Origin of the sequence: Escherichia sp. E2661 (assembly GCF_004745185.1) — a bacterium.
Taxonomy (GTDB): Bacteria; Pseudomonadota; Gammaproteobacteria; order Enterobacterales; family Enterobacteriaceae; genus Escherichia.
The window spans coordinates 55,230-74,280 of record NZ_PDIG01000034.1; the positions used below are offsets into that span (position 1 = coordinate 55,230).

Consider the following 19,051-nt stretch of genomic DNA (forward strand, 5'->3'; position numbering starts at 1 on the left):
CAAAATGAAGGATTGGTATAATAAATTAAAAAAGGGACAGCCTGAGCTATCCCTTTTCTGAATGTGGCTGAAGTTAGTCAGCACGCCCCATATAACGGCGTTCTTCGATATGGATACGAATTTTTTCGCCCGGGCTTAAGTATTCTGGTACCTGAATCACCAGACCGGTGCTCAAGGTTGCCGGTTTGTTACGGGCACTGGCAGAAGCGCCTTTGATGCCAGGAGCGGTTTCAACGATTTCCAGATCAACGGTCTGCGGCAGTTCAAGCGCCAGCAGTTGACCGTCCCAGGTCAGAACCTGCATGTCTGGCATGCCGCCTTCCGGCATAAACAGCAGTTCTTCTTCGATCTGATCTTTAGTGAAGGTGTACGGGGTATAGTCTTCTTTATCCATAAAGACATATTCGTTGCCATCGACGTAGGAGAAGTCAACGTAGCGGCGGGTCAGCGTCACGGTATCAACGATATCATCGCCTTTAAAGCGTTCTTCCACTTTCAGCCCGGTACGGACGTCTGAAAAACGCATTTTGTACAGCGTAGCGGCACCGCGGGCGGTAGGCGACTGAATATCAATGTCCTTAACCAGCAGCAGTTTGCCGTTGTAATTCAGTACCATACCTTTTTTAATTTCGTTCGCTCTTGGCATCGAAAAATTCCTGTTGTCGAAAATGTCAAAAATATCGCGACAAACTACTCGCGACGGGCCTTTCAGGCAAGTGGTATTCGCACTTTTGCTGGTGCCAAAAAGGTGGTAATGTGCGCGCTCCTCAATCCGGTGGTTAACCTTAAGAGAACAACGTATGGAATGCCGTCCGGGTTGCGGGGCGTGTTGCACCGCTCCCTCAATCTCCAGTCCTATTCCCGGTATGCCAGATGGCAAGCCCGCCAATACGCCCTGCATTCAGCTTGATGAACAGCAACGCTGTAAAATTTTCACCTCGCCACTGCGACCGAAAGTTTGCGCAGGCTTGCAGGCCAGTGCTGAAATGTGCGGTAACACGCGTCAGCAGGCCATGACCTGGCTTATCGATCTGGAAATGTTGACCGCGCCTTAAACATCTTTAATCCGCAGTAAGCAAAACAGGGTGGCGATAATCATCACCATCGCAAACCAGAACACCGCGTGATAATTCCAGATCTCGGCGACGATGCCCGCCACTGAACCTGCGATGATCCAGCCTACGCGCGAAGTGTTGGTATAGAGCGTGGTGGCTGAACCTGCCTGACCGGGCATCAAATCCTGAAAATAGAGCATCCCGATACCGCCCAGAATGCCGATAAAAATAGCATTTAGCAGCTGCAAGCCCAACAGAATGACAGGTGAATGCGCCATCAGCATTCCTGCGTAAAAACAGACGCCACCCACGGCGGCAACGCGCATTAAGAAGCGCTTACCCAGACGTTTGGCAAAATATCCGGCAATCAACATGGTCGGGATTTCCAGCCCGGCGGCGGTCCCCATCATCACACCGGCCAGTTTCTCGGGAAGATGCAGTTCGTTGATAATAAACAGTGGCATGTTGATGATGTACAGGCTGTTCGAGCCCCACATCAATGTACAAATGACAAACAGCAGCAGCGTATCGCGACGGTTACGGCGCGGCGCTTCAACCGTGCCGGTCGCCAGCGGAAGCTCTTTTTGCATCGACGGTAAAAACAGCCACACCATCACGCCGCAAACAATAAACGCTACCGCCGCGCTGAGATACATTACCGTAAAGCTGAATCCCATCGCTAAGGCATACGCCAGCGGCGGGCCAATAACCCACGCTAACGATACCTGGGCGCGTAAAAAAGAGCTGAACATCACCGCTTCACGCCCGGTTTTGTCGGCATGTTCACGAGCAAGAGCAAACATTTGCGGGTTAGCGGTCGAGCCAAAGCTGCTAAGAAAGACGCCAACGAATAGCAAAACAAAGTAGTTGCGATTCCAGGCAAAAAGGGTACAGGCCAGCATGCCTAACAGGCAGCAAAAGACAATCAGTGATTTACGATCGCCGCGTTTATCAGAGCGTCCGGCGAGAAACTGACTGACCAGAATTCCGATAACGGCGCTGCCGGTAAAGAAGAATCCCACCATCGCCGGGCGCGCGTGCACTTCATCAGTGAGGAAAATACTTAGCGTCGGGGTTTGCAGGGCGCCTGCAATACCGGTGAGAAAGGCAACAATTAAAAACGCCGCTGACGTCAGGTCAAACGATTTCGCGCTGGAAACTGCGGGGGAGTTATGCATGCTGGTCGATCAGTGAAAGATGAAGACGCGGAGTTTACGCTGCCTGTCAGAAAATAAACAGTCAGTGAAATCAAACTCGCCACGAATAATCAAAATGGCATTTCACTCTTGCTGATCCTCAGCTGACGCCGTCGAAATGCTAATGCTGATGGCTAATTTCACTGTCAGCATTTCAGATTTTTGGCAAAAAAATGTGCAGCACATCAAACTTTTGGACATAATTTAGCGGCTTCCCTTGCGTGCTGAAGAAGAAGTATTATTCTTCATTGAAACGTTTCAGCGCGATCTTGTCTTTAATCCTGAGCCAGGTTGGCGCTTTTTTTCTCATAGAAGCTGAATCGTTTCAATTCAGCAAGAGAGGAGAACTATGTTCCAGTTATCCGTACAGGACATCCATCCGGGCGAGAAGGCCGGAGACAAAGAAGAGGCTATTCGCAAGGTCGCCGCGGCGCTGGTGCAAGCCGGTAATGTAGCGGAAGGCTACGTCAATGGCATGCTGGCGCGCGAACAGCAAACCTCAACCTTTCTCGGCAATGGGATTGCTATTCCACACGGTACTACCGACACCCGCGATCAGGTGCTGAAAACCGGCGTTCAGGTATTTCAGTTCCCGGAAGGCATTACCTGGGGTGAAGGTCAAGTTGCGTACGTGGCTATCGGTATTGCCGCTAGCTCCGATGAACATCTGGGCTTGCTGCGCCAACTAACCCATGTACTGAGCGATGATTCCGTTGCTGAACAACTGAAGTCAGCAACAACAGCAGAAGAACTTCGCGCATTGCTGATGGGCGAAAAGCAGAGTGAGCAGCTGAAGCTCGATAACGAAATGCTGACGCTGGATATCGTCGCCAGCGATCTGCTGACTCTTCAGGCGCTGAACGCTGCGCGTCTGAAAGAAGCGGGGGCAGTTGACGCCACTTTCGTTACCAAAGCCATCAATGAACAACCGCTGAACCTCGGACAGGGCATCTGGCTGAGCGATAGCGCCGAAGGCAATCTGCGTAGCGCGATTGCGGTAAGCCGTGCGGCAAGTGCTTTTGATGTGGACGGCGAAACGGCAGCCATGCTGGTGAGTGTGGCGATGAATGACGATCAGCCCGTCGCGGTTCTAAGCGTCTCGCCGATTTGCTGCTCGACAATAAAGCTGACCGCTTGCTGAAAGCAGATGCAGCAACGTTGCTGGCGCTGCTGACCAGCGATGATGCGCCGACCGACGACGTGTTAAGCGCGGAGTTTGTGGTGCGCAATGAACACGGCCTGCATGCCCGTCCAGGCACCATGTTGGTCAATACCATTAAACAATTTAACAGTGATATTACCGTGACAAACCTTGATGGCACCGGCAAACCGGCAAACGGACGTAGTCTGATGAAAGTTGTAGCACTTGGCGTTAAGAAAGGTCATCGCCTACGCTTTACCGCCCAGGGACCAGATGCTGAACAGGCGCTGAACGCCATTGGCGACGCCATCGCCGCAGGTCTTGGGGAGGGCGCGTAATGAGCAGACGTGTTGCTACGATCACCCTTAATCCGGCTTATGACCTTGTTGGTTTCTGCCCGGAAATTGAACGCGGCGAAGTGAACCTGGTGAAAACCACCGGTCTGCATGCGGCGGGTAAAGGTATCAACGTTGCCAAAGTTCTGAAAGATCTGGGGATTGATGTCACTGTTGGCGGTTTCCTCGGTAAAGATAACCAGGATGGGTTTCAGCAATTGTTCAGCGAGCTGGGCATTGCCAACCGTTTCCAGGTTGTACAGGGGCGCACCCGTATTAATGTCAAGTTGACGGAAAAAGACGGCGAAGTGACCGACCTCAACTTCTCGGGTTTTGAAGTCACTCCAGCCGACTGGGAACGCTTTGTGACGGATTCTCTGAGCTGGCTTGGTCAGTTCGATATGGTCTGTGTCAGCGGCAGTTTACCATCAGGCGTCAGCCCGGAAGCCTTCACCGACTGGATGACTCGCCTGCGTAGTCAGTGTCCTTGCATTATCTTTGATAGTAGTCGTGAAGCGTTAGTGGCAGGTTTAAAAGCGGCACCGTGGCTGGTGAAACCTAACCGCCGCGAGCTGGAAATCTGGGCTGGCCGTAAACTGCCTGAAATGAAAGATGTGATTGAAGCTGCGCATGCGCTGCGTGAACAAGGTATCGCGCATGTCGTTATTTCACTGGGTGCCGAAGGCGCGCTTTGGGTTAATGCCTCCGGCGAATGGATCGCCAAACCACCGTCAGTCGATGTCGTAAGCACCGTTGGCGCAGGGGATTCTATGGTTGGTGGCCTGATTTATGGCTTGCTGATGCGTGAATCCAGTGAACACACTCTGCGTCTGGCGACTGCTGTTGCTGCCCTGGCGGTAAGTCAAAGCAATGTGGGTATTACCGATCGTCCGCAGTTGGCCGCAATGATGGCGCGCGTCGACTTACAACCTTTTAACTGACAGCAGGAGAGGCATAATGAAAACGCTGCTGATTATTGACGCTAATCTCGGTCAGGCACGCGCCTATATGGCGAAGACCCTGCTGGGCGCGGCGGCGCGAAAAAGCAAAACTGGAAATCATCGACAATCCGAACGACGCCGAAATGGCGATTGTTCTCGGTGATTCCATCCCGAATGACAGCGCGCTGAACGGTAAAAATGTCTGGCTGGGTGATATTTCCCGGGCAGTTGCGCACCCTGAGCTGTTCCTGAGTGAAGCCAAAGGCCATGCGAAACCTTACACTGCGCCGGTCGCTGCGACAGCACCGGTTGCTGCCAGTGGTCCGAAACGCGTAGTTGCGGTGACTGCTTGCCCGACCGGCGTAGCACACACCTTTATGGCGGCGGAAGCCATTGAAACCGAAGCGAAAAAAACGTGGCTGGTGGGTGAAAGTTGAAACTCGGGGCTCTGTAGGCGCGGGTAATGCCATCACCCCTGAAGAAGTGGCAGCGGCGGATCTGGTCATTGTGGCGGCAGATATTGAAGTCGATCTGGCGAAATTTGCTGGTAAACCGATGTATCGCACCTCTACTGGTCTGGCGCTGAAGAAAACCGCGCAGGAACTGGATAAAGCCGTTGCTGAAGCGACGCCTTACGAACCAGCAGGCAAAGCTCAAACGGCGGCGACTGAAGGCAAGAAAGAGAGTGCTGGCGCGTATCGTCACTTGCTGACGGGCGTTTCCTACATGTTGCCGATGGTGGTTGCTGGCGGTCTGTGTATCGCGCTTTCTTTTGCTTTTGGTATCGAAGCGTTTAAAGAACCGGGTACGCTGGCCGCGGCGCTGATGCAGATTGGTGGCAGTTCAGCCTTTGCGCTGATGGTGCCGGTACTGGCAGGTTATATTGCCTTCTCTATTGCCGACCGTCCGGGCCTCACGCCTGGCCTGATTGGCGGTATGCTGGCGGTCAGCACAGGTTCTGGTTTCATTGGCGGTATTATTGCGGGCTTCCTGGCAGGTTACATCGCGAAGTTAATCAGTACTCAACTGAAACTGCCGCAGAGTATGGAGGCGCTGAAACCGATTTTGATCATTCCGCTGATTTCCAGTCTGGTTGTTGGTCTGGCGATGATCTACCTGATCGGTAAACCAGTTGCTGGCATCCTCGAAGCTCTGACTCACTGGCTGCAAACGATGGGGACTGCGAATGCGGTTCTGCTGGGTGCGATCCTTGGCGGCATGATGTGTACTGATATGGGCGGCCCGGTTAACAAAGCGGCATACGCGTTCGGTGTGGGTCTGCTGAGTACCCAAACCTATGGCCCAATGGCAGCGATTATGGCGGCAGGTATGGTGCCACCTCTGGCAATGGGGCTGGCAACGATGGTGGCGCGTCGCAAATTCGACAAAGCGCAGCAGGAAGGCGGCAAAGCAGCTCTGGTACTGGGACTGTGCTTTATTTCGGAAGGTGCAATTCCGTTTGCTGCTCGTGATCCGATGCGCGTGCTGCCGTGCTGTATCGTTGGTGGGGCGCTGACTGGCGCAATCTCTATGGCGATTGGTGCGAAACTGATGGCACCGCACGGTGGTCTGTTTGTTCTGCTGATCCCGGGCGCAATTACGCCGGTACTGGGTTACCTGGTGGCAATTATTGCCGGTACGTTGGTGGCGGGTTTGGCTTATGCCTTCCTGAAACGTCCGGAAGTGGACGCGGTAGCGAAAGCCGCATAATAAAACGTGAACAACAGGGCAGAAATTTCCTGCCCTGTATCATTTGATGATCGCAAGGTGATTGACAAGTTCTTGAAGGTAACTATATGAATTTATATGTTTTATCTTTAAGTGAAAACCTGAAATCTTCATCGAACATCAACGTTATTTCCTCAAGGGCAGATTAATTTCTGCCCTTTTTTATTGTTCCTGTTCTGTGCATCCCATCACAAATTCCTCGTTTTTTTTAATCCATGCATTTAATAGCGTTTTGTGAGCCTGTTCAAATCTGCCCATTTTGCCCATCTGGCGGCAATTTACTTTAAGTAAAACATGCATACTATGAGCACATGTTTAAATATGAACACATGTTTAAACGTTATTGGCAGTACCTATATTCTTGTGGATTGACAGAGTTGGTAATTTTTTTACCAGGGGACGTGCTATGCGCGAAAAGGAATATGTCGTAATTATAGGTTCGGCGAATATTGATGTCGCCGGATATTCACATGAATCATTAAATTATGCGGATTCAAATCCAGGGAAAATAAAATTTACACCTGGTGGAGTAGGGCGCAATATCGCGCAAAATCTGGCGTTGCTGGGGAACAAAGTCTGGCTACTTAGCGCTGTAGGCAGTGATTTTTATGGCCAATCGCTCCTGACGCAAACCAATCAATCCGGTGTTTATGTCGAGAAATGCCTGATTGTGCCAGGGGAAAATACCTCGAGCTATTTATCATTGCTCGATAATACCGGTGAAATGCTGGTTGCTATAAATGACATGAATATTAGTAACTGTATTTCTGCGGAATATCTCGCACAGCACCGTGAATTTATCCAGGGAGCAAAGGTCATTGTCGCTGACTGTAATATCAGTGAAGAGGCGTTGGTCTGGATTCTGGATAATGCCGCCGACGTACCTGTATTTGTCGATCCGGTTTCGGCATGGAAATGTGTCAAAGTGCGCGACCGTCTAAGTCAGATCCACACCCTGAAGCCAAACCGTCTTGAAGCGGAAACCCTGAGCGGGATTGCGCTGTCAGGGCGTGAAGATGTCGCAAAAGTTGCCGCCTGGTTCCATCAGCATGGCCTGAACCGCCTGGTACTGAGTATGGGCGGAGACGGTGTTTACTACAGTGAAATCGGCGGTGAAAACGGCTGGTCTGCACCGATTAAAACCAATGTCATTAATGTTACCGGAGCGGGCGATGCCATGATGGCAGGTCTTGCTTCGTGTTGGGTCGACGGAATGCCGTTTGCCGAATCTGTTCGTTTTGCACAGGGATGTTCGTCAATGGCGCTCTCCTGTGAATACACCAATAACCCAAATTTATCGATTGCCAACGTTATATCGTTAGTGGAGAACGCAGAATGTCTGAATTAAACCTTTCCCCTGAATTATTACAAATTTCCCCGGAAGTTCAGGATGCTTTAAAAAGCAAAAAACCAGTTGTTGCGCTGGAATCGACCATTATCTCTCACGGTATGCCGTTTCCACAAAATGCCCAGACTGCAATTGAAGTAGAAGAAACTATTCGTAAACAGGGCGCTGTACCTGCCACTATCGCCATTATTGGTGGCGTCATGAAAGTGGGCTTAAGCAAAGAAGAAATTGAATTGCTGGGTCGTGAAGGACATAACGTAACTAAAGTTAGCCGTCGCGATTTACCTTTTGTTGTTGCGGCTGGGAAAAATGGCGCAACCACCGTTGCTTCAACGATGATTATTGCGGCGCTTGCCGGAATTAAAGTATTTGCCACCGGGGGAATTGGTGGCGTGCATCGCGGGGCGGAACATACCTTCGATATTTCTGCCGATTTGCAAGAACTGGCGCACACCAATGTCACCGTAGTGTGTGCCGGAGCAAAATCTATTCTCGATTTAGGCTTAACTACCGAATATTTAGAAACTTTCGGTGTACCGCTAATTGGCTATCAGACCAAAGCGCTGCCTGCGTTTTTCTGCCGCACCAGCCCGTTTGACGTCAGCATTCGTCTCGACAGTGCCACAGAAATTGCCCGCGCGATGGCGGTGAAATGGCAAAGTAGGCTGAACGGTGGCCTCGTGGTAGCGAACCCGATCCCGGAACAGTTTGCTATGCCGGAACACACTATCAATGCGGCGATCGATCAGGCGGTAGCTGAAGCTGAAGCGCAGGGTGTTATTGGTAAAGAAAGTACGCCGTTCTTGCTGGCACGCGTTGCTGAACTGACCGGCGGTGACAGCCTGAAATCCAACATCCAGCTGGTGTTCAACAACGCCATTCTGGCGAGTGAAATTGCCAAAGAATACCAGCGTCTCGCGGGTTAATTTCTGACGGGCAGAAAGCCGTCGCCCGTACTGATCATACATACCGAAACCTGGCGCTGACGCCGGGTTTACTGGCATGAAGGGAAAATCATTATGGATATAATGAGAAGTGTTGTGGGGATGGTGGTGTTACTGGCAATAGCATTTGTGTTGTCGGTGAATAAAAAGAGCATCAGTTTGCGCACGGTTGGAGCCGCGCTGCTGCTGCAAATCGCTATTGGTGGCATCATGCTCTATTTTCCGCCGGGAAAATGGGCAGTAGAACAGGCGGCATTAGGCGTTCATAAAGTGATGTCTTACAGTGATGCCGGTAGCGCCTTCATTTTTGGTTCGCTGGTTGGGCCGAAAATGGATGTTCTCTTTGATGGCGCGGGCTTTATCTTCGCCTTTCGCGTACTTCCGGCGATTATCTTCGTTACCGCGCTCATTAGCCTGCTTTATTACATTGGCGTGATGGGGCTGCTGATTCGCATTCTTGGCAGTATTTTCCAGAAAGCCCTCAACATCAGCAAAATCGAATCTTTTGTTGCAGTTACCACTATTTTCCTCGGGCAAAACGAGATCCCGGCGATCGTTAAACCGTTTATCGATCGTATGAATCGCAACGAGCTGTTTACCGCAATTTGTAGCGGGATGGCGTCCATTGCTGGTTCGATGATGATTGGTTATGCCGGAATGGGCGTGCCAATTGACTACCTGTTAGCGGCATCGCTGATGGCTATCCCCGGCGGTATTTTGTTTGCGCGTATTCTTAGCCCGGCAACCGAGCCTTCGCAGGTGACATTTGAAAACCTGTCGTTCAGCGAAACGCCGCCAAAAAGCTTTATCGAAGCGGCGGCGAGCGGTGCGATGACCGGGCTGAAAATCGCCGCTGGTGTGGCGACGGTGGTAATGGCGTTTGTCGCAATTATTGCGTTGATCAACGGCATTATCGGCGGAATTGGCGGCTGGTTTGGTTTCGCCAATGCTTCTCTGGAAAGTATTTTTGGCTATGTGCTGGCGCCACTGGCGTGGATCATGGGGGTAGACTGGAGCGATGCTAACCTTGCAGGTAGCCTGATTGGGCAGAAACTGGCGATAAACGAATTTGTTGCTTACCTGAGTTTCTCACCGTATCTGCAAACGGGTGGCTCGCTGGAAGTGAAAACCGTGGCTATTATCTCCTTTGCGCTGTGTGGTTTTGCTAACTTTGGTTCTATCGGCGTTGTCGTTGGGGCGTTTTCGGCTATTTCGCCAAAACGTGCTCCGGAAATCGCCCAGCTTGGTTTACGGGCGCTGGCAGCAGCGACGCTTTCCAACCTGATGAGTGCGACTATTGCCGGGTTCTTTCTTGGGCTGGCGTAATGCTCGATTTGTAGTCCGGATAAGACGTATCCGGCAATCGCGCTATTGCAAATAATTTTTACTGCATCATCCCGGAGAATTTATTCTCCGGGTCCATCTCCAGCGCCAACCCTAACAGCTGCTTTCTGTTTTTAATGAGATACCCTTTCTGACTTTTAATTAATAAACCGTCGTGAATGAATTGCGCGAGAACATATAAAAGATGTCGATAAGAAACACCCAAATACTCTGCCACTTGTGTGTGTTTTTCGTGATAAAGATCACTTTCCTGCGAGAGTAATATAAATGCTGCCAGGCGATTCACTAACGGAAATGATTGGTTCTGAGTTAAAGAAACAATATTGCGATAATTTTTATGACTTAAGGTGACGCAGAGTTTTCGTAAAAATAACGTGTCGTTTAATAACAGCGGACGGTAATGTTTCATAGGGAGCGCAATACACCAACACTCTTCAATAGCCTGTACCGCACGCGGTTCATGATCTTTGTCGATTAACTCAATCTCGCCAATAAAACAGGGCGCGGCAAAGAAATCAATCAGCGACACGCGACCATTAGCCAGCGTGGCGTAAAGTCTGGCACGGCCTCGCGTCAGGTAAAACAGCCAGGACGGCTGTTGCCCTTCCTGCACAATGTAGTCACGCGCTAAAAAATGAAACAACCGCGTATCGGCTGAAACATCCGTTGAAAAGCAATCCTTAAACGCGGATTCACTCATCAATTGCTGCTTAAGATCATTATTGTGGATTTCTTTCACGATGTTTATCCGCTATGAGATTTCTCATATTTAGCATACGTACGCTGTTGTTAAGATTCAATCATCGGCCCGGTCGAATTTTCTTTGCTGTAGAAAAAATAACGCAACTGGAAACAGAGGAAATAAACAATGGAAAAGAGAAAAATTATTCTGGATTGTGATCCGGGTCATGATGATGCTATTGCCATAATGATGGCTGCGAAACATCCGGCGATTGATTTATTAGGTATCACTATTGTGGCGGGTAATCAGACGCTTGATAAAACATTAATTAATGGCCTGAATGTTTGCCAGAAACTGGAGATTAATGTTCCGGTTTATGCGGGGATGCCGCAGCCCATTATGCGTCAACAAATTGTTGCCGATAATATTCACGGTGAAACCGGACTGGATGGCCCGGTATTCGAGCCGCTAACCCGCCAGGCAGAAAGCACTCATGCGGTGAAATACATCATTGATACCCTGATGGCAAGCGATGGCGATATCACTCTGGTGCCGGTTGGTCCGTTGTCAAACATCGCGGTGGCAATGCGCATGCAACCCGCAATCCTGCCCAAAATCCGTGAAATTGTACTGATGGGCGGCGCTTATGGTACTGGCAACTTTACGCCATCTGCCGAGTTCAACATCTTTGCTGACCCGGAAGCCGCACGCGTGGTGTTCACCTCCGGCGTTCCGTTGGTGATGATGGGCCTCGATCTCACCAACCAGACCGTTTGCACCCCTGACGTGATTGCACGGATGGAAAGGGCAGGCGGCCCTGCCGGGGAGCTGTTCAGCGACATCATGAACTTCACTCTCAAAACCCAGTTCGAAAACTACGGTCTGGCTGGCGGCCCGGTGCACGACGCCACCTGCATCGGTTATCTGATTAACCCTGATGGCATTAAAACCCAGGATATGTACGTCGAAGTGGACGTTAATAGCGGCCCTTGCTACGGGCGTACCGTCTGCGACGAGTTGGGCGTTCTTGGCAAGCCAGCCAATACCAAAGTCGGCATCACTATTGATACCGACTGGTTCTGGGGCTTAGTCGAAGAGTGCGTTCGCGGCTACATCAAAACCCATTAAGTGTTGATAACAAGCTGGGTCAGTATCGCAAGATGCAGGCCCGGCTATTTCTGATGGGCAGAAAGCCGTCGCCCAAAATGACATGAAGAGATAATCACTATGGATGTCATGAGAAGTGTTCTGGGAATGGTGGTACTGCTGGCAATTGCATTTTTGCTGTCAGTAAACAAGAAGAAGATCAGCCTGCGTACCGTTGGCGCGGCGTTAGTGTTACAGGTCGTGATTGGCGGCATTATGCTTTGGTTACCGCCAGGGCGTTGGGTCGCTGAAAAAGTCGCTTTTGGCGTCCATAAAGTGATGGCGTACAGCGACGCGGGTAGCGCATTTATCTTCGGTTCTCTGGTCGGACCGAAAATGGACACCTTATTTGATGGCGCAGGATTTATCTTTGGTTTCAGGGTATTACCGGCAATTATCTTCGTTACTGCACTGGTGAGTATTCTCTACTACATCGGTGTGATGGGGATTTTAATTCGCATTCTCGGCGGTATATTCCAGAAAGCATTAAATATCAGCAAGATTGAGTCATTCGTCGCGGTCACTACCATTTTCCTCGGGCAAAACGAAATTCCGGCGATTGTGAAGCCCTTTATCGATCGTCTGAATCGCAATGAATTATTTACAGCGATTTGTAGTGGCATGGCCTCGATTGCTGGTTCGACAATGATTGGTTACGCTGCACTGGGCGTACCTGTGGAATATCTGCTGGCGGCATCATTAATGGCGATCCCCGGCGGGATCTTGTTTGCCCGCCTGTTAAGCCCGGCTACGGAATCTTCGCAGGTTTCCTTTAATAACCTCTCTTTCACCGAAACACCGCCAAAAAGTATTATTGAGGCCGCCGCTACAGGGGCAATGACCGGGCTGAAAATCGCTGCGGGTGTGGCGACAGTAGTCATGGCATTTGTTGCCATCATTGCGTTAATTAACGGTATTATCGGCGGCGTTGGCGGCTGGTTTGGTTTTGAGCAAGCCTCGCTGGAGTCCATTTTAGGTTATCTGCTGGCCCCGCTGGCGTGGGTGATGGGTGTTGACTGGAGTGATGCAAATCTTGCCGGGAGTTTGATTGGGCAGAAGCTGGCGATCAATGAATTTGTCGCTTATCTCAATTTCTCGCCATATCTGCAAACGGGTGGCTCTCTGGATGCTAAAACCGTGGCGATTATTTCTTTTGCGCTGTGCGGTTTCGCTAACTTTGGTTCTATCGGGGTAGTGGTTGGGGCATTTTCTGCGGTTGCGCCACACCGTGCGCCGGAAATCGCCCAGCTTGGTTTACGGGCGCTGGCGGCGGCGACGCTTTCCAACCTGATGAGTGCGACCATTGCCGGGTTCTTTATTGGTTTAGCGTAGTGCGCGATTTATGAGCCGGATAAGACGCGTTAAGCGTCGCATCCGGCAACATTGTTACACCATTGGCACTAATGAAAGCGCGTTATCGGCAGACAGGGTAGGGTTGTTTAAGCTGCCGCTGGCGCGCGAAATTGCCGCGCAGGCCATCGCAAAACGGGCGCTATCACGGAAATTGCTTCCTTCCAGAAAGCTATACACCAGGCCCGCCATAAAACCATCGTCAGCACCAAAACTGTCTACCGTCGTATGCGCTGGCGCAGTCAGCAAAAATTGTTCACCATCCTTTTCGCTGCAATAAACTGACTCATCGGGCAAATAAACAAACAGTTGCTGAACACCTTGCTGATGCAACGCATTCACTGCGGCATTACGGTCAGCATCGCTGGTGATCGCCTGTCCCCATAAAATTTCCAGTTCCTGTAAAGTGGGTTTCAGGGTGTGAATATGCGCCAGCCAGTGTTTGATTTTGCCCGCTTTGAATTCTGAAACGGTATCGACAAACACCGGGATGTCATCAGCGAGGGTAAAGACCCACTCCAGCGCCTCGGCTGTCAGGTTGCAATCAGCCAGCACCACGCCCGCATGACGAAGTAAATCGCGCGACCCGTTCAGTAGTTGCGGTGTCAACTGTTCCAACAGATGGGTATCGTTAATCGCCAGCACGGTTTGATCGTCTCGATTGGCAATTGCCAGATACGTCGATGTGCTTTGGCCGTGTAAACGAACACAGCCGGAGACATTCACTCCGGCGCGGCGCGTCTCTTCCAGGAGCATTTCGCCATAAAAGTCATCGCCAATCACCGAGAGTAAATGGACGTCGCGGCCTAACAGCGCCAGATTGTGGGCGATGTTGCGCCCAACGCCGCCCGCCGAGCAATGAATCGTACCGGGATTAGAGGCCGCTTGCGGATAACGGATATCCGCCATCCCGCGAATATCCATATTGATTGTTCCCACCACCACGCAATATTCCTGCTCGGTGAGAATGTAACCTTTGCCTTTAATCCGCCCTTTGCGCATTAAATCCATAATATGCGCCGCAACGCGCGAACGGCTAATTTGCAGCATGTCCGCAATTTCGTTCTGCTGAATCAGCGGGTTACGCCGTAAAATTGCAAGGATCTCCTTCTCCCGGTTATTCATCTTCAGGCTACCGCTTTTTCAGTTTGTTGCGCTTTCAGCCAGGCGATCTCTTCTGCCCAGATATCCGGGTTGATGGTTTCAAGGATCAGCGGAATGCCGTCGAAACGGTCGTCCTGCATGATCCAGCGGAACGCATCATGACCGATATTGCCTTCACCGAGGCTATGATGGCGGTCAACGCGGCTGCCAAAGGTGCTTTTCGCATCGTTAAGGTGCATCCCGCGCAGATATTTAAAGCCGACAATACGGGCAAAATCCGCGAATGTTTTCTCGCATTCGGCTGGAGTACGCAAATCATACCCGGCAGCGAAAGCATGGCAGGTATCAATGCAGACGCCGACGCGGGATTTATCTTCCACGCCGTCGATAATCGCCGCGAGATGTTCGAATTTAAATCCAAGGTTGCTGCCCTGACCGGCGGTATTTTCAATCACCGCGGTCACACCTTGTGTTTTATCCAGTGCAATGTTGATGGATTCGGCAATACGCGCAAGGCAATCCTCTTCTGAAATCTGCATCAGATGGCTGCCTGGGTGGAAGTTGAGCAAAGAAACGCCCCAGCTGTTCGCAACGCTGCATTTCATCTATAAAGGCATCGCGCGATTTTTCCAGAGCTTCAGCGACCGGATGTCCGAGGTTAATCAGATAACTGTCGTGGGGAAGAATTTGCGCCGATGTGTAGTGATATTTTTCACAGGCGGCTTTGAATTCATCGATGGTTTGCGTCGTGAGCGGTGCGGCACGCCACTGACGTTGGTTTTTGGTGAACAAGGCAAACGCGGTTGCGTCGATTTCGGCGGCGCGAATTGCGGCATTTGCCAGACCGCCAGCAGCACTAACGTGCGCTCCAATGTATTTCATGCGAGGACTCCTGTTAAACCCGCTGGAGGAAAACGGTAATGATAGCGGGTTAACAGGAGCAAGATGTAGTGGTTTATGCGATGACGCTTTGAATCACATAGTTAATCGCACCACCACCAACAATCAGCCAGGCAAACAGTACCAGTGCCATCAGCAGAGGTTTCGCCCCGGCTTTTTTCAGCGCGCTGACGTGAGTGGTCAGACCCAGCGCCGCCATCGCCATTGCCAGCAGGAAGGTATCCAGCGTTACCAGCATGTTCACCACGCTCTGCGGTAACAGGTGGAACGAGTTAAAGATGGCAACTACGATGAACAAGATGGCAAACCACGGAATAGTGATTTTGCTTTTCTCGCCGCTGTTCGCCCCAGACAGCTGTTTAACACGCGCCGCCAGCAGAATGAGGAACGGGGCCAGCATCATCACGCGCAGCATTTTGGAAATAACTGCTGCGTTTTCTGCATCCGGGCTGATGGCATGACCTGCCGCCACCACCTGCGCCACTTCGTGCACAGTAGAACCAATGTAGATACCGAAAGTTTCCGGGCTAAACCATTGAGACATCAGCGGATATATCGCCGGGTAGAGGAAAATCGCGACGGTCCCGAAGATAACAACGGTTGCAACAGCCACGGTTACTTTACTGGCTTCCGCTTTCACTACCGGCTCAGTCGCCAGTACCGCTGCAGCACCACAGATACTGCTACCGGCACCGATCAACCAGCTGGTGTGCTTATCCAGACCAAACACTTTCTGCCCCAGGAAGCAAGCCAGCAGGAAGGTACTGGACAGCGTCAGCACGTCAATGATGATCCCACTGATACCGACATCGGCAATTTGCGAGAACGTCAGACGGAAGCCATAAAGAATGATACCCAGACGTAATAAATATTGCTTGGCAAACAGCACGCCACCGTCACAGCTTTTCCAGATGTGCGGATAGATGGTGTTGCCTAAAACCATCCCCAACAAGATTGCGAGGGTGAGGGCACTAAACCCGGCACCCGCAATCGCGGGAATGGAACCACCCCACAGGGCGACCCCGGTGATAACTGCACTCAGGGCTAACCCCGGAATAAAATGCCACAGTGTACGATGTTGTTTCTGTAAGGTGATATTTGTCATAACCCTCTCCTTTAACCGGGCATAAGGTTACGACTAACTGGTTTAAAAATAAAATTGATTATATATTTATAATTAATCTTTATAAGTGGTAAGCGACTATGCACATCACCCTCCGGCAGTTGGAAGTTTTTGCAGAAGTATTGAAAAGTGGATCAACCACCCAGGCGTCGGTGATGCTGGCGTTGTCGCAATCAGCAGTGAGCGCAGCCTTGACCGACCTGGAAGGGCAGCTTGGCGTGCAACTGTTTGATCGCGTGGGGAAAAGACTGGTTGTTAATGAACACGGGCGGCTGCTCTATCCGCGTGCGTTGGCACTGCTTGAACAGGCGATTGAAATCGAACAACTGTTTCGCGAAGACAACGGCGCGATTCGTGTCTATGCCAGTAGTACCATCGGTAACTACATTCTGCCTGCAGTCATCGCCCGGTATCGCCATGATTATCCGCAGTTGCCGATTGAACTGAGCGTTGGGAACAGCCAGGACGTGATGCAAGCGGTGCTGGATTTCCGCGTTGATATTGGCTTTATTGAAGGACCGTGCCACAGCACTGAAATCATTTCTGAACCGTGGCTGGAAGACGAGCTGGTGGTTTTCGCCGCGCCGACTTCGCCTTTGGCTCGTGGTCCGGTCACTTTAGAACAGCTGGCCGCTGCGCCGTGGATCCTGCGTGAACGCGGTTCCGGCACGCGGGAGATTGTCGATTATCTGTTACTGTCGCATTTACCGAAGTTTGAGATGGCGATGGAATTAGGTAACTCCGAGGCAATCAAACATGCGGTGCGTCATGGGTTGGGAATCAGTTGCCTGTCGCGAAGGGTCATTGAAGATCAATTGCAGGCTGGCACATTAAGTGAAGTTGCTGTCCCTCTGCCGCGCCTGATGCGTACGTTGTGGCGTATACATCATCGGCAGAAACACCTTTCCAACGCGTTACGGCGCTTTCTGGAGTACTGCGATTCCTCCACTTTGCCGCGTTAATCCGTTGTACAGAAACCTACGGGGGCTGTGTCGATTTTGTGACGCAGCACCACCGGTATACATTCGCCAGAAAAGAGATTGGTTGCTTTACTTATAATCCCTGGGCGATCATGAAGGTGTCTTATAAAAGCGTATTTCTACCGGAAGGATTGCAAATCGTCTGCTACAATCGCGCCTCATTTTTAAGATGGATAGCATTTTCGTATGGTTTCCGAAACTAAAACCACAGAAGCGCCGGGCTTACGCCGTGAATTAAAGGCGCGTCACCTGACGATGATTGCCATTGGCGGTTCCATCGGTACGGGTCTTTTTTGTTGCCTCTGGCGCAACGATCTCTCAGGCAGGTCCAGGTGGGGCGCTGCTCTCGTATATTCTGATCGGCCTGATGGTTTACTTCCTGATGACCAGTCTTGGTGAACTGGCGGCATATATGCCGGTTTCTGGTTCCTTTGCCACTTACGGTCAGAACTATGTTGAAGAAGGCTTTGGCTTCGCGCTGGGCTGGAACTACTGGTACAACTGGGCGGTTACTATCGCCGTTGACCTGGTGGCCGCTCAGTTGGTCATGAGCTGGTGGTTCCCGGACACCCCGGGTTGGATCTGGAGTGCGCTGTTCCTCGGCGTTATCTTCCTCCTGAACTACATTTCAGTTCGTGGCTTTGGCGAGGCGGAATACTGGTTCTCACTGATCAAAGTCACTACGGTCATTGTCTTTATCATCGTCGGCGTGATGATGATTATCGGCATCTTCAAAGGCGCACAGCCTGCGGGCTGGAGCAACTGGACGATTGGCGAAGCACCATTTGCTGGTGGTTTTGCGGCGATGATCGGTGTGGCAATGATTGTCGGCTTCTCTTTCCAGGGAACCGAGCTGATCGGTATTGCTGCAGGCGAGTCCGAAGAACCGGCGAAAAACATTCCACGCGCGGTACGTCAGGTGTTCTGGCGAATCCTGCTGTTCTATGTGTTCGCAATCCTGATCATCAGCCTGATCATTCCATACACCGATCCGAGCCTGCTGCGTAACGATGTTAAAGACATCAGCGTCACGCCCGTTCACCCTGGTGTTCCAGCATGCGGGTCTGCTCTCTGCGGCGGCGGTGATGAACGCGGTTATTCTGACGGCGGTGCTGTCAGCGGGTAACTCCGGTATGTATGCGTCTACTCGTATGCTGTACACCCTGGCGTGTGACGGTAAAGCGCCGCGCATTTTCGCTAAATTGTCGCGTGGCGGCGTACCGCGTAACGCGCTGTATGCGACCACGGTAATTGCGGGTCTGTGCTTCCTGACCTCCATGTTTGGTAACCAGACGGTATACCTGTGGCTGCTGAACACCTCCGGTATGACAGGCTTTATCGCCTGGCTGGGAATTGCGATCAGCCATTATCGTTTCCGTCGCGGTTATGTGCTGCAGGGGCATGATATTAACGATCTGCCGTACCGTTCAGGCTTCTTCCCGCTGGGACCGATCTTCGCTTTTGTGCTGTGCCTGATTATCACTCTGGGCCAGAACTACGAAGCGTTCCTGAAAGACACTATCGACTGGGGTGGCGTAGCGGCAACCTATATTGGCATCCCGCTGTTCCTTATGATCTGGTTTGGCTATAAGTTGATTAAAGGAACCCACTTCGTACGCTACAGTGAAATGAAGTTCCCGCAGAACGATAAGAAATAAGTTTTACCCCTTCCTTAATAAAGCCCTCTCAACCGAGAGGGCTTTTTCTTTTCCTTAGTATTCATACGGATATAAA

The 19,051-nt window shown here is 51.2% G+C and carries 13 protein-coding genes and 4 pseudogenes; 11 read left to right on the forward strand and 6 right to left on the reverse strand.

The genetic code is table 11. The annotated features are described in order from the left end of the window. Positions 1–73: 73 nt before the first annotated feature. Positions 74–646 (reverse strand): elongation factor P-like protein YeiP, encoded by a 573-nt coding sequence (gene yeiP / locus CRI63_RS16835; protein WP_001136827.1) that lies wholly within the window; start codon positions 644–646, stop codon positions 74–76. Positions 647–800: 154 nt separating this feature from the next. Here yeiP and CRI63_RS16840 point away from each other — a divergent pair, with 154 nt between their 5' ends. Beyond that, entirely contained in the window at positions 801–1,055 is a 255-nt protein-coding gene (locus tag CRI63_RS16840) for a YkgJ family cysteine cluster protein (protein ID WP_064526801.1), read from the forward strand. Here CRI63_RS16840 and setB read toward each other — a convergent pair. Then, positions 1,052–2,233, reverse strand: a complete 1,182-nt coding sequence (gene setB, locus CRI63_RS16845) for a sugar efflux transporter SetB (protein WP_130221884.1) — start codon at positions 2,231–2,233, stop codon at positions 1,052–1,054. The genes CRI63_RS16840 and setB overlap by 4 nt on opposite strands. Positions 2,234–2,600: 367 nt before the next feature. On the opposite strand from setB, the pseudogene fruB reads away from it, so the two are divergent. The 6 genes and pseudogenes from fruB (at position 2,601) to CRI63_RS16875 (ending at position 10,014) form a co-directional block, all read left to right on the forward strand. Continuing rightward, positions 2,601–3,730 (forward strand): annotated as a pseudogene (gene fruB, locus CRI63_RS16850) (fused PTS fructose transporter subunit IIA/HPr protein). Next, the gene (fruK, locus tag CRI63_RS16855) at positions 3,730–4,668 is read left to right on the forward strand and encodes a 1-phosphofructokinase (protein WP_000091270.1); all 939 of its coding nucleotides are present in this window, start codon (positions 3,730–3,732) and stop codon (positions 4,666–4,668) included. The pseudogene fruB and the gene fruK overlap by 1 nt, the downstream one beginning before the upstream one ends. Before the next feature lie 16 nt (positions 4,669–4,684). Then, a pseudogene (gene fruA / locus CRI63_RS16860) lies at positions 4,685–6,378 on the forward strand (PTS fructose transporter subunit IIBC). Between the two features lie 424 nt (positions 6,379–6,802). Continuing rightward, positions 6,803–7,744, forward strand: coding sequence for a pseudouridine kinase (locus tag CRI63_RS16865; RefSeq protein WP_130217116.1), 942 nt, complete (start codon positions 6,803–6,805; stop codon positions 7,742–7,744). Further along, positions 7,732–8,670, forward strand: a complete 939-nt coding sequence (gene psuG / locus CRI63_RS16870) for a pseudouridine-5'-phosphate glycosidase (RefSeq protein WP_135520171.1) — start codon at positions 7,732–7,734, stop codon at positions 8,668–8,670. The genes CRI63_RS16865 and psuG overlap by 13 nt, the downstream gene beginning before the upstream one ends. A gap of 93 nt (positions 8,671–8,763) precedes the next feature. Then, on the forward strand, positions 8,764–10,014 hold the full coding sequence (locus CRI63_RS16875) for a NupC/NupG family nucleoside CNT transporter (RefSeq protein ID WP_135520173.1): 1,251 nt from the start codon (positions 8,764–8,766) through the stop codon (positions 10,012–10,014). A gap of 58 nt (positions 10,015–10,072) precedes the next feature. Here the strand turns inward: CRI63_RS16875 and CRI63_RS16880 are convergent, their stop codons facing one another. Further along, positions 10,073–10,771 carry a transcriptional regulator YeiL gene (locus CRI63_RS16880; protein WP_135520175.1) on the reverse strand — a complete coding sequence of 233 codons (699 nt, stop codon included), beginning with the start codon at positions 10,769–10,771 and terminating at the stop codon, positions 10,073–10,075. A gap of 129 nt (positions 10,772–10,900) precedes the next feature. Here CRI63_RS16880 and rihB point away from each other — a divergent pair, with 129 nt between their 5' ends. Together rihB and CRI63_RS16890 are read left to right on the forward strand one after the other, a co-directional pair. Beyond that, on the forward strand, positions 10,901–11,842 hold the full coding sequence (gene rihB / locus CRI63_RS16885; RefSeq protein WP_000415426.1) for a ribosylpyrimidine nucleosidase: 942 nt from the start codon (positions 10,901–10,903) through the stop codon (positions 11,840–11,842). Between the two features lie 99 nt (positions 11,843–11,941). Then, positions 11,942–13,192 carry a NupC/NupG family nucleoside CNT transporter gene (locus CRI63_RS16890; protein ID WP_135520177.1) on the forward strand — a complete coding sequence of 417 codons (1,251 nt, stop codon included), beginning with the start codon at positions 11,942–11,944 and terminating at the stop codon, positions 13,190–13,192. A gap of 54 nt (positions 13,193–13,246) precedes the next feature. On the opposite strand, the gene CRI63_RS16895 is transcribed toward CRI63_RS16890, so the two are convergent. The 3 genes and pseudogenes from CRI63_RS16895 to CRI63_RS16905 form a co-directional block, all read right to left on the reverse strand. Further along, the gene (locus CRI63_RS16895) at positions 13,247–14,335 is read right to left on the reverse strand and encodes a sugar kinase (RefSeq protein ID WP_135520179.1); all 1,089 of its coding nucleotides are present in this window, start codon (positions 14,333–14,335) and stop codon (positions 13,247–13,249) included. A gap of 2 nt (positions 14,336–14,337) precedes the next feature. Next, positions 14,338–15,196: pseudogene (gene nfo / locus CRI63_RS16900) on the reverse strand (deoxyribonuclease IV). A gap of 73 nt (positions 15,197–15,269) precedes the next feature. Continuing rightward, positions 15,270–16,319 (reverse strand): YeiH family protein, encoded by a 1,050-nt coding sequence (locus tag CRI63_RS16905; RefSeq protein WP_000182044.1) that lies wholly within the window; start codon positions 16,317–16,319, stop codon positions 15,270–15,272. A 98-nt stretch (positions 16,320–16,417) separates the two neighbouring features. Between CRI63_RS16905 and yieE the strand changes: the two genes are divergently transcribed. Continuing rightward, positions 16,418–17,299, forward strand: coding sequence for a DNA-binding transcriptional regulator YeiE (gene yieE / locus CRI63_RS16910; protein WP_130207074.1), 882 nt, complete (start codon positions 16,418–16,420; stop codon positions 17,297–17,299). A 204-nt stretch (positions 17,300–17,503) separates the two neighbouring features. Beyond that, positions 17,504–18,975: pseudogene (gene lysP, locus CRI63_RS16920) on the forward strand (lysine-specific permease). Positions 18,976–19,051 lie beyond the last annotated feature (76 nt).

Bases quoted from the DNA above. Each gene is read 5' to 3' on its own strand.
- yeiP (WP_001136827.1), bottom strand. From the start codon at position 646: ATGCCAAGAGCGAACGAAATTAAAAAAGGTATGGTACTGAATTACAAC.
- CRI63_RS16840 (WP_064526801.1), top strand. From the start codon at position 801: ATGGAATGCCGTCCGGGTTGCGGGGCGTGTTGCACCGCTCCCTCAATC.
- setB (WP_130221884.1), bottom strand. From the start codon at position 2,233: ATGCATAACTCCCCCGCAGTTTCCAGCGCGAAATCGTTTGACCTGACG.
- fruK (WP_000091270.1), top strand. From the start codon at position 3,730: ATGAGCAGACGTGTTGCTACGATCACCCTTAATCCGGCTTATGACCTT.
- CRI63_RS16865 (WP_130217116.1), top strand. From the start codon at position 6,803: ATGCGCGAAAAGGAATATGTCGTAATTATAGGTTCGGCGAATATTGAT.
- psuG (WP_135520171.1), top strand. From the start codon at position 7,732: ATGTCTGAATTAAACCTTTCCCCTGAATTATTACAAATTTCCCCGGAA.
- CRI63_RS16875 (WP_135520173.1), top strand. From the start codon at position 8,764: ATGGATATAATGAGAAGTGTTGTGGGGATGGTGGTGTTACTGGCAATA.
- rihB (WP_000415426.1), top strand. From the start codon at position 10,901: ATGGAAAAGAGAAAAATTATTCTGGATTGTGATCCGGGTCATGATGAT.
- CRI63_RS16890 (WP_135520177.1), top strand. From the start codon at position 11,942: ATGGATGTCATGAGAAGTGTTCTGGGAATGGTGGTACTGCTGGCAATT.
- CRI63_RS16895 (WP_135520179.1), bottom strand. From the start codon at position 14,335: ATGAATAACCGGGAGAAGGAGATCCTTGCAATTTTACGGCGTAACCCG.
- CRI63_RS16905 (WP_000182044.1), bottom strand. From the start codon at position 16,319: ATGACAAATATCACCTTACAGAAACAACATCGTACACTGTGGCATTTT.
- yieE (WP_130207074.1), top strand. From the start codon at position 16,418: ATGCACATCACCCTCCGGCAGTTGGAAGTTTTTGCAGAAGTATTGAAA.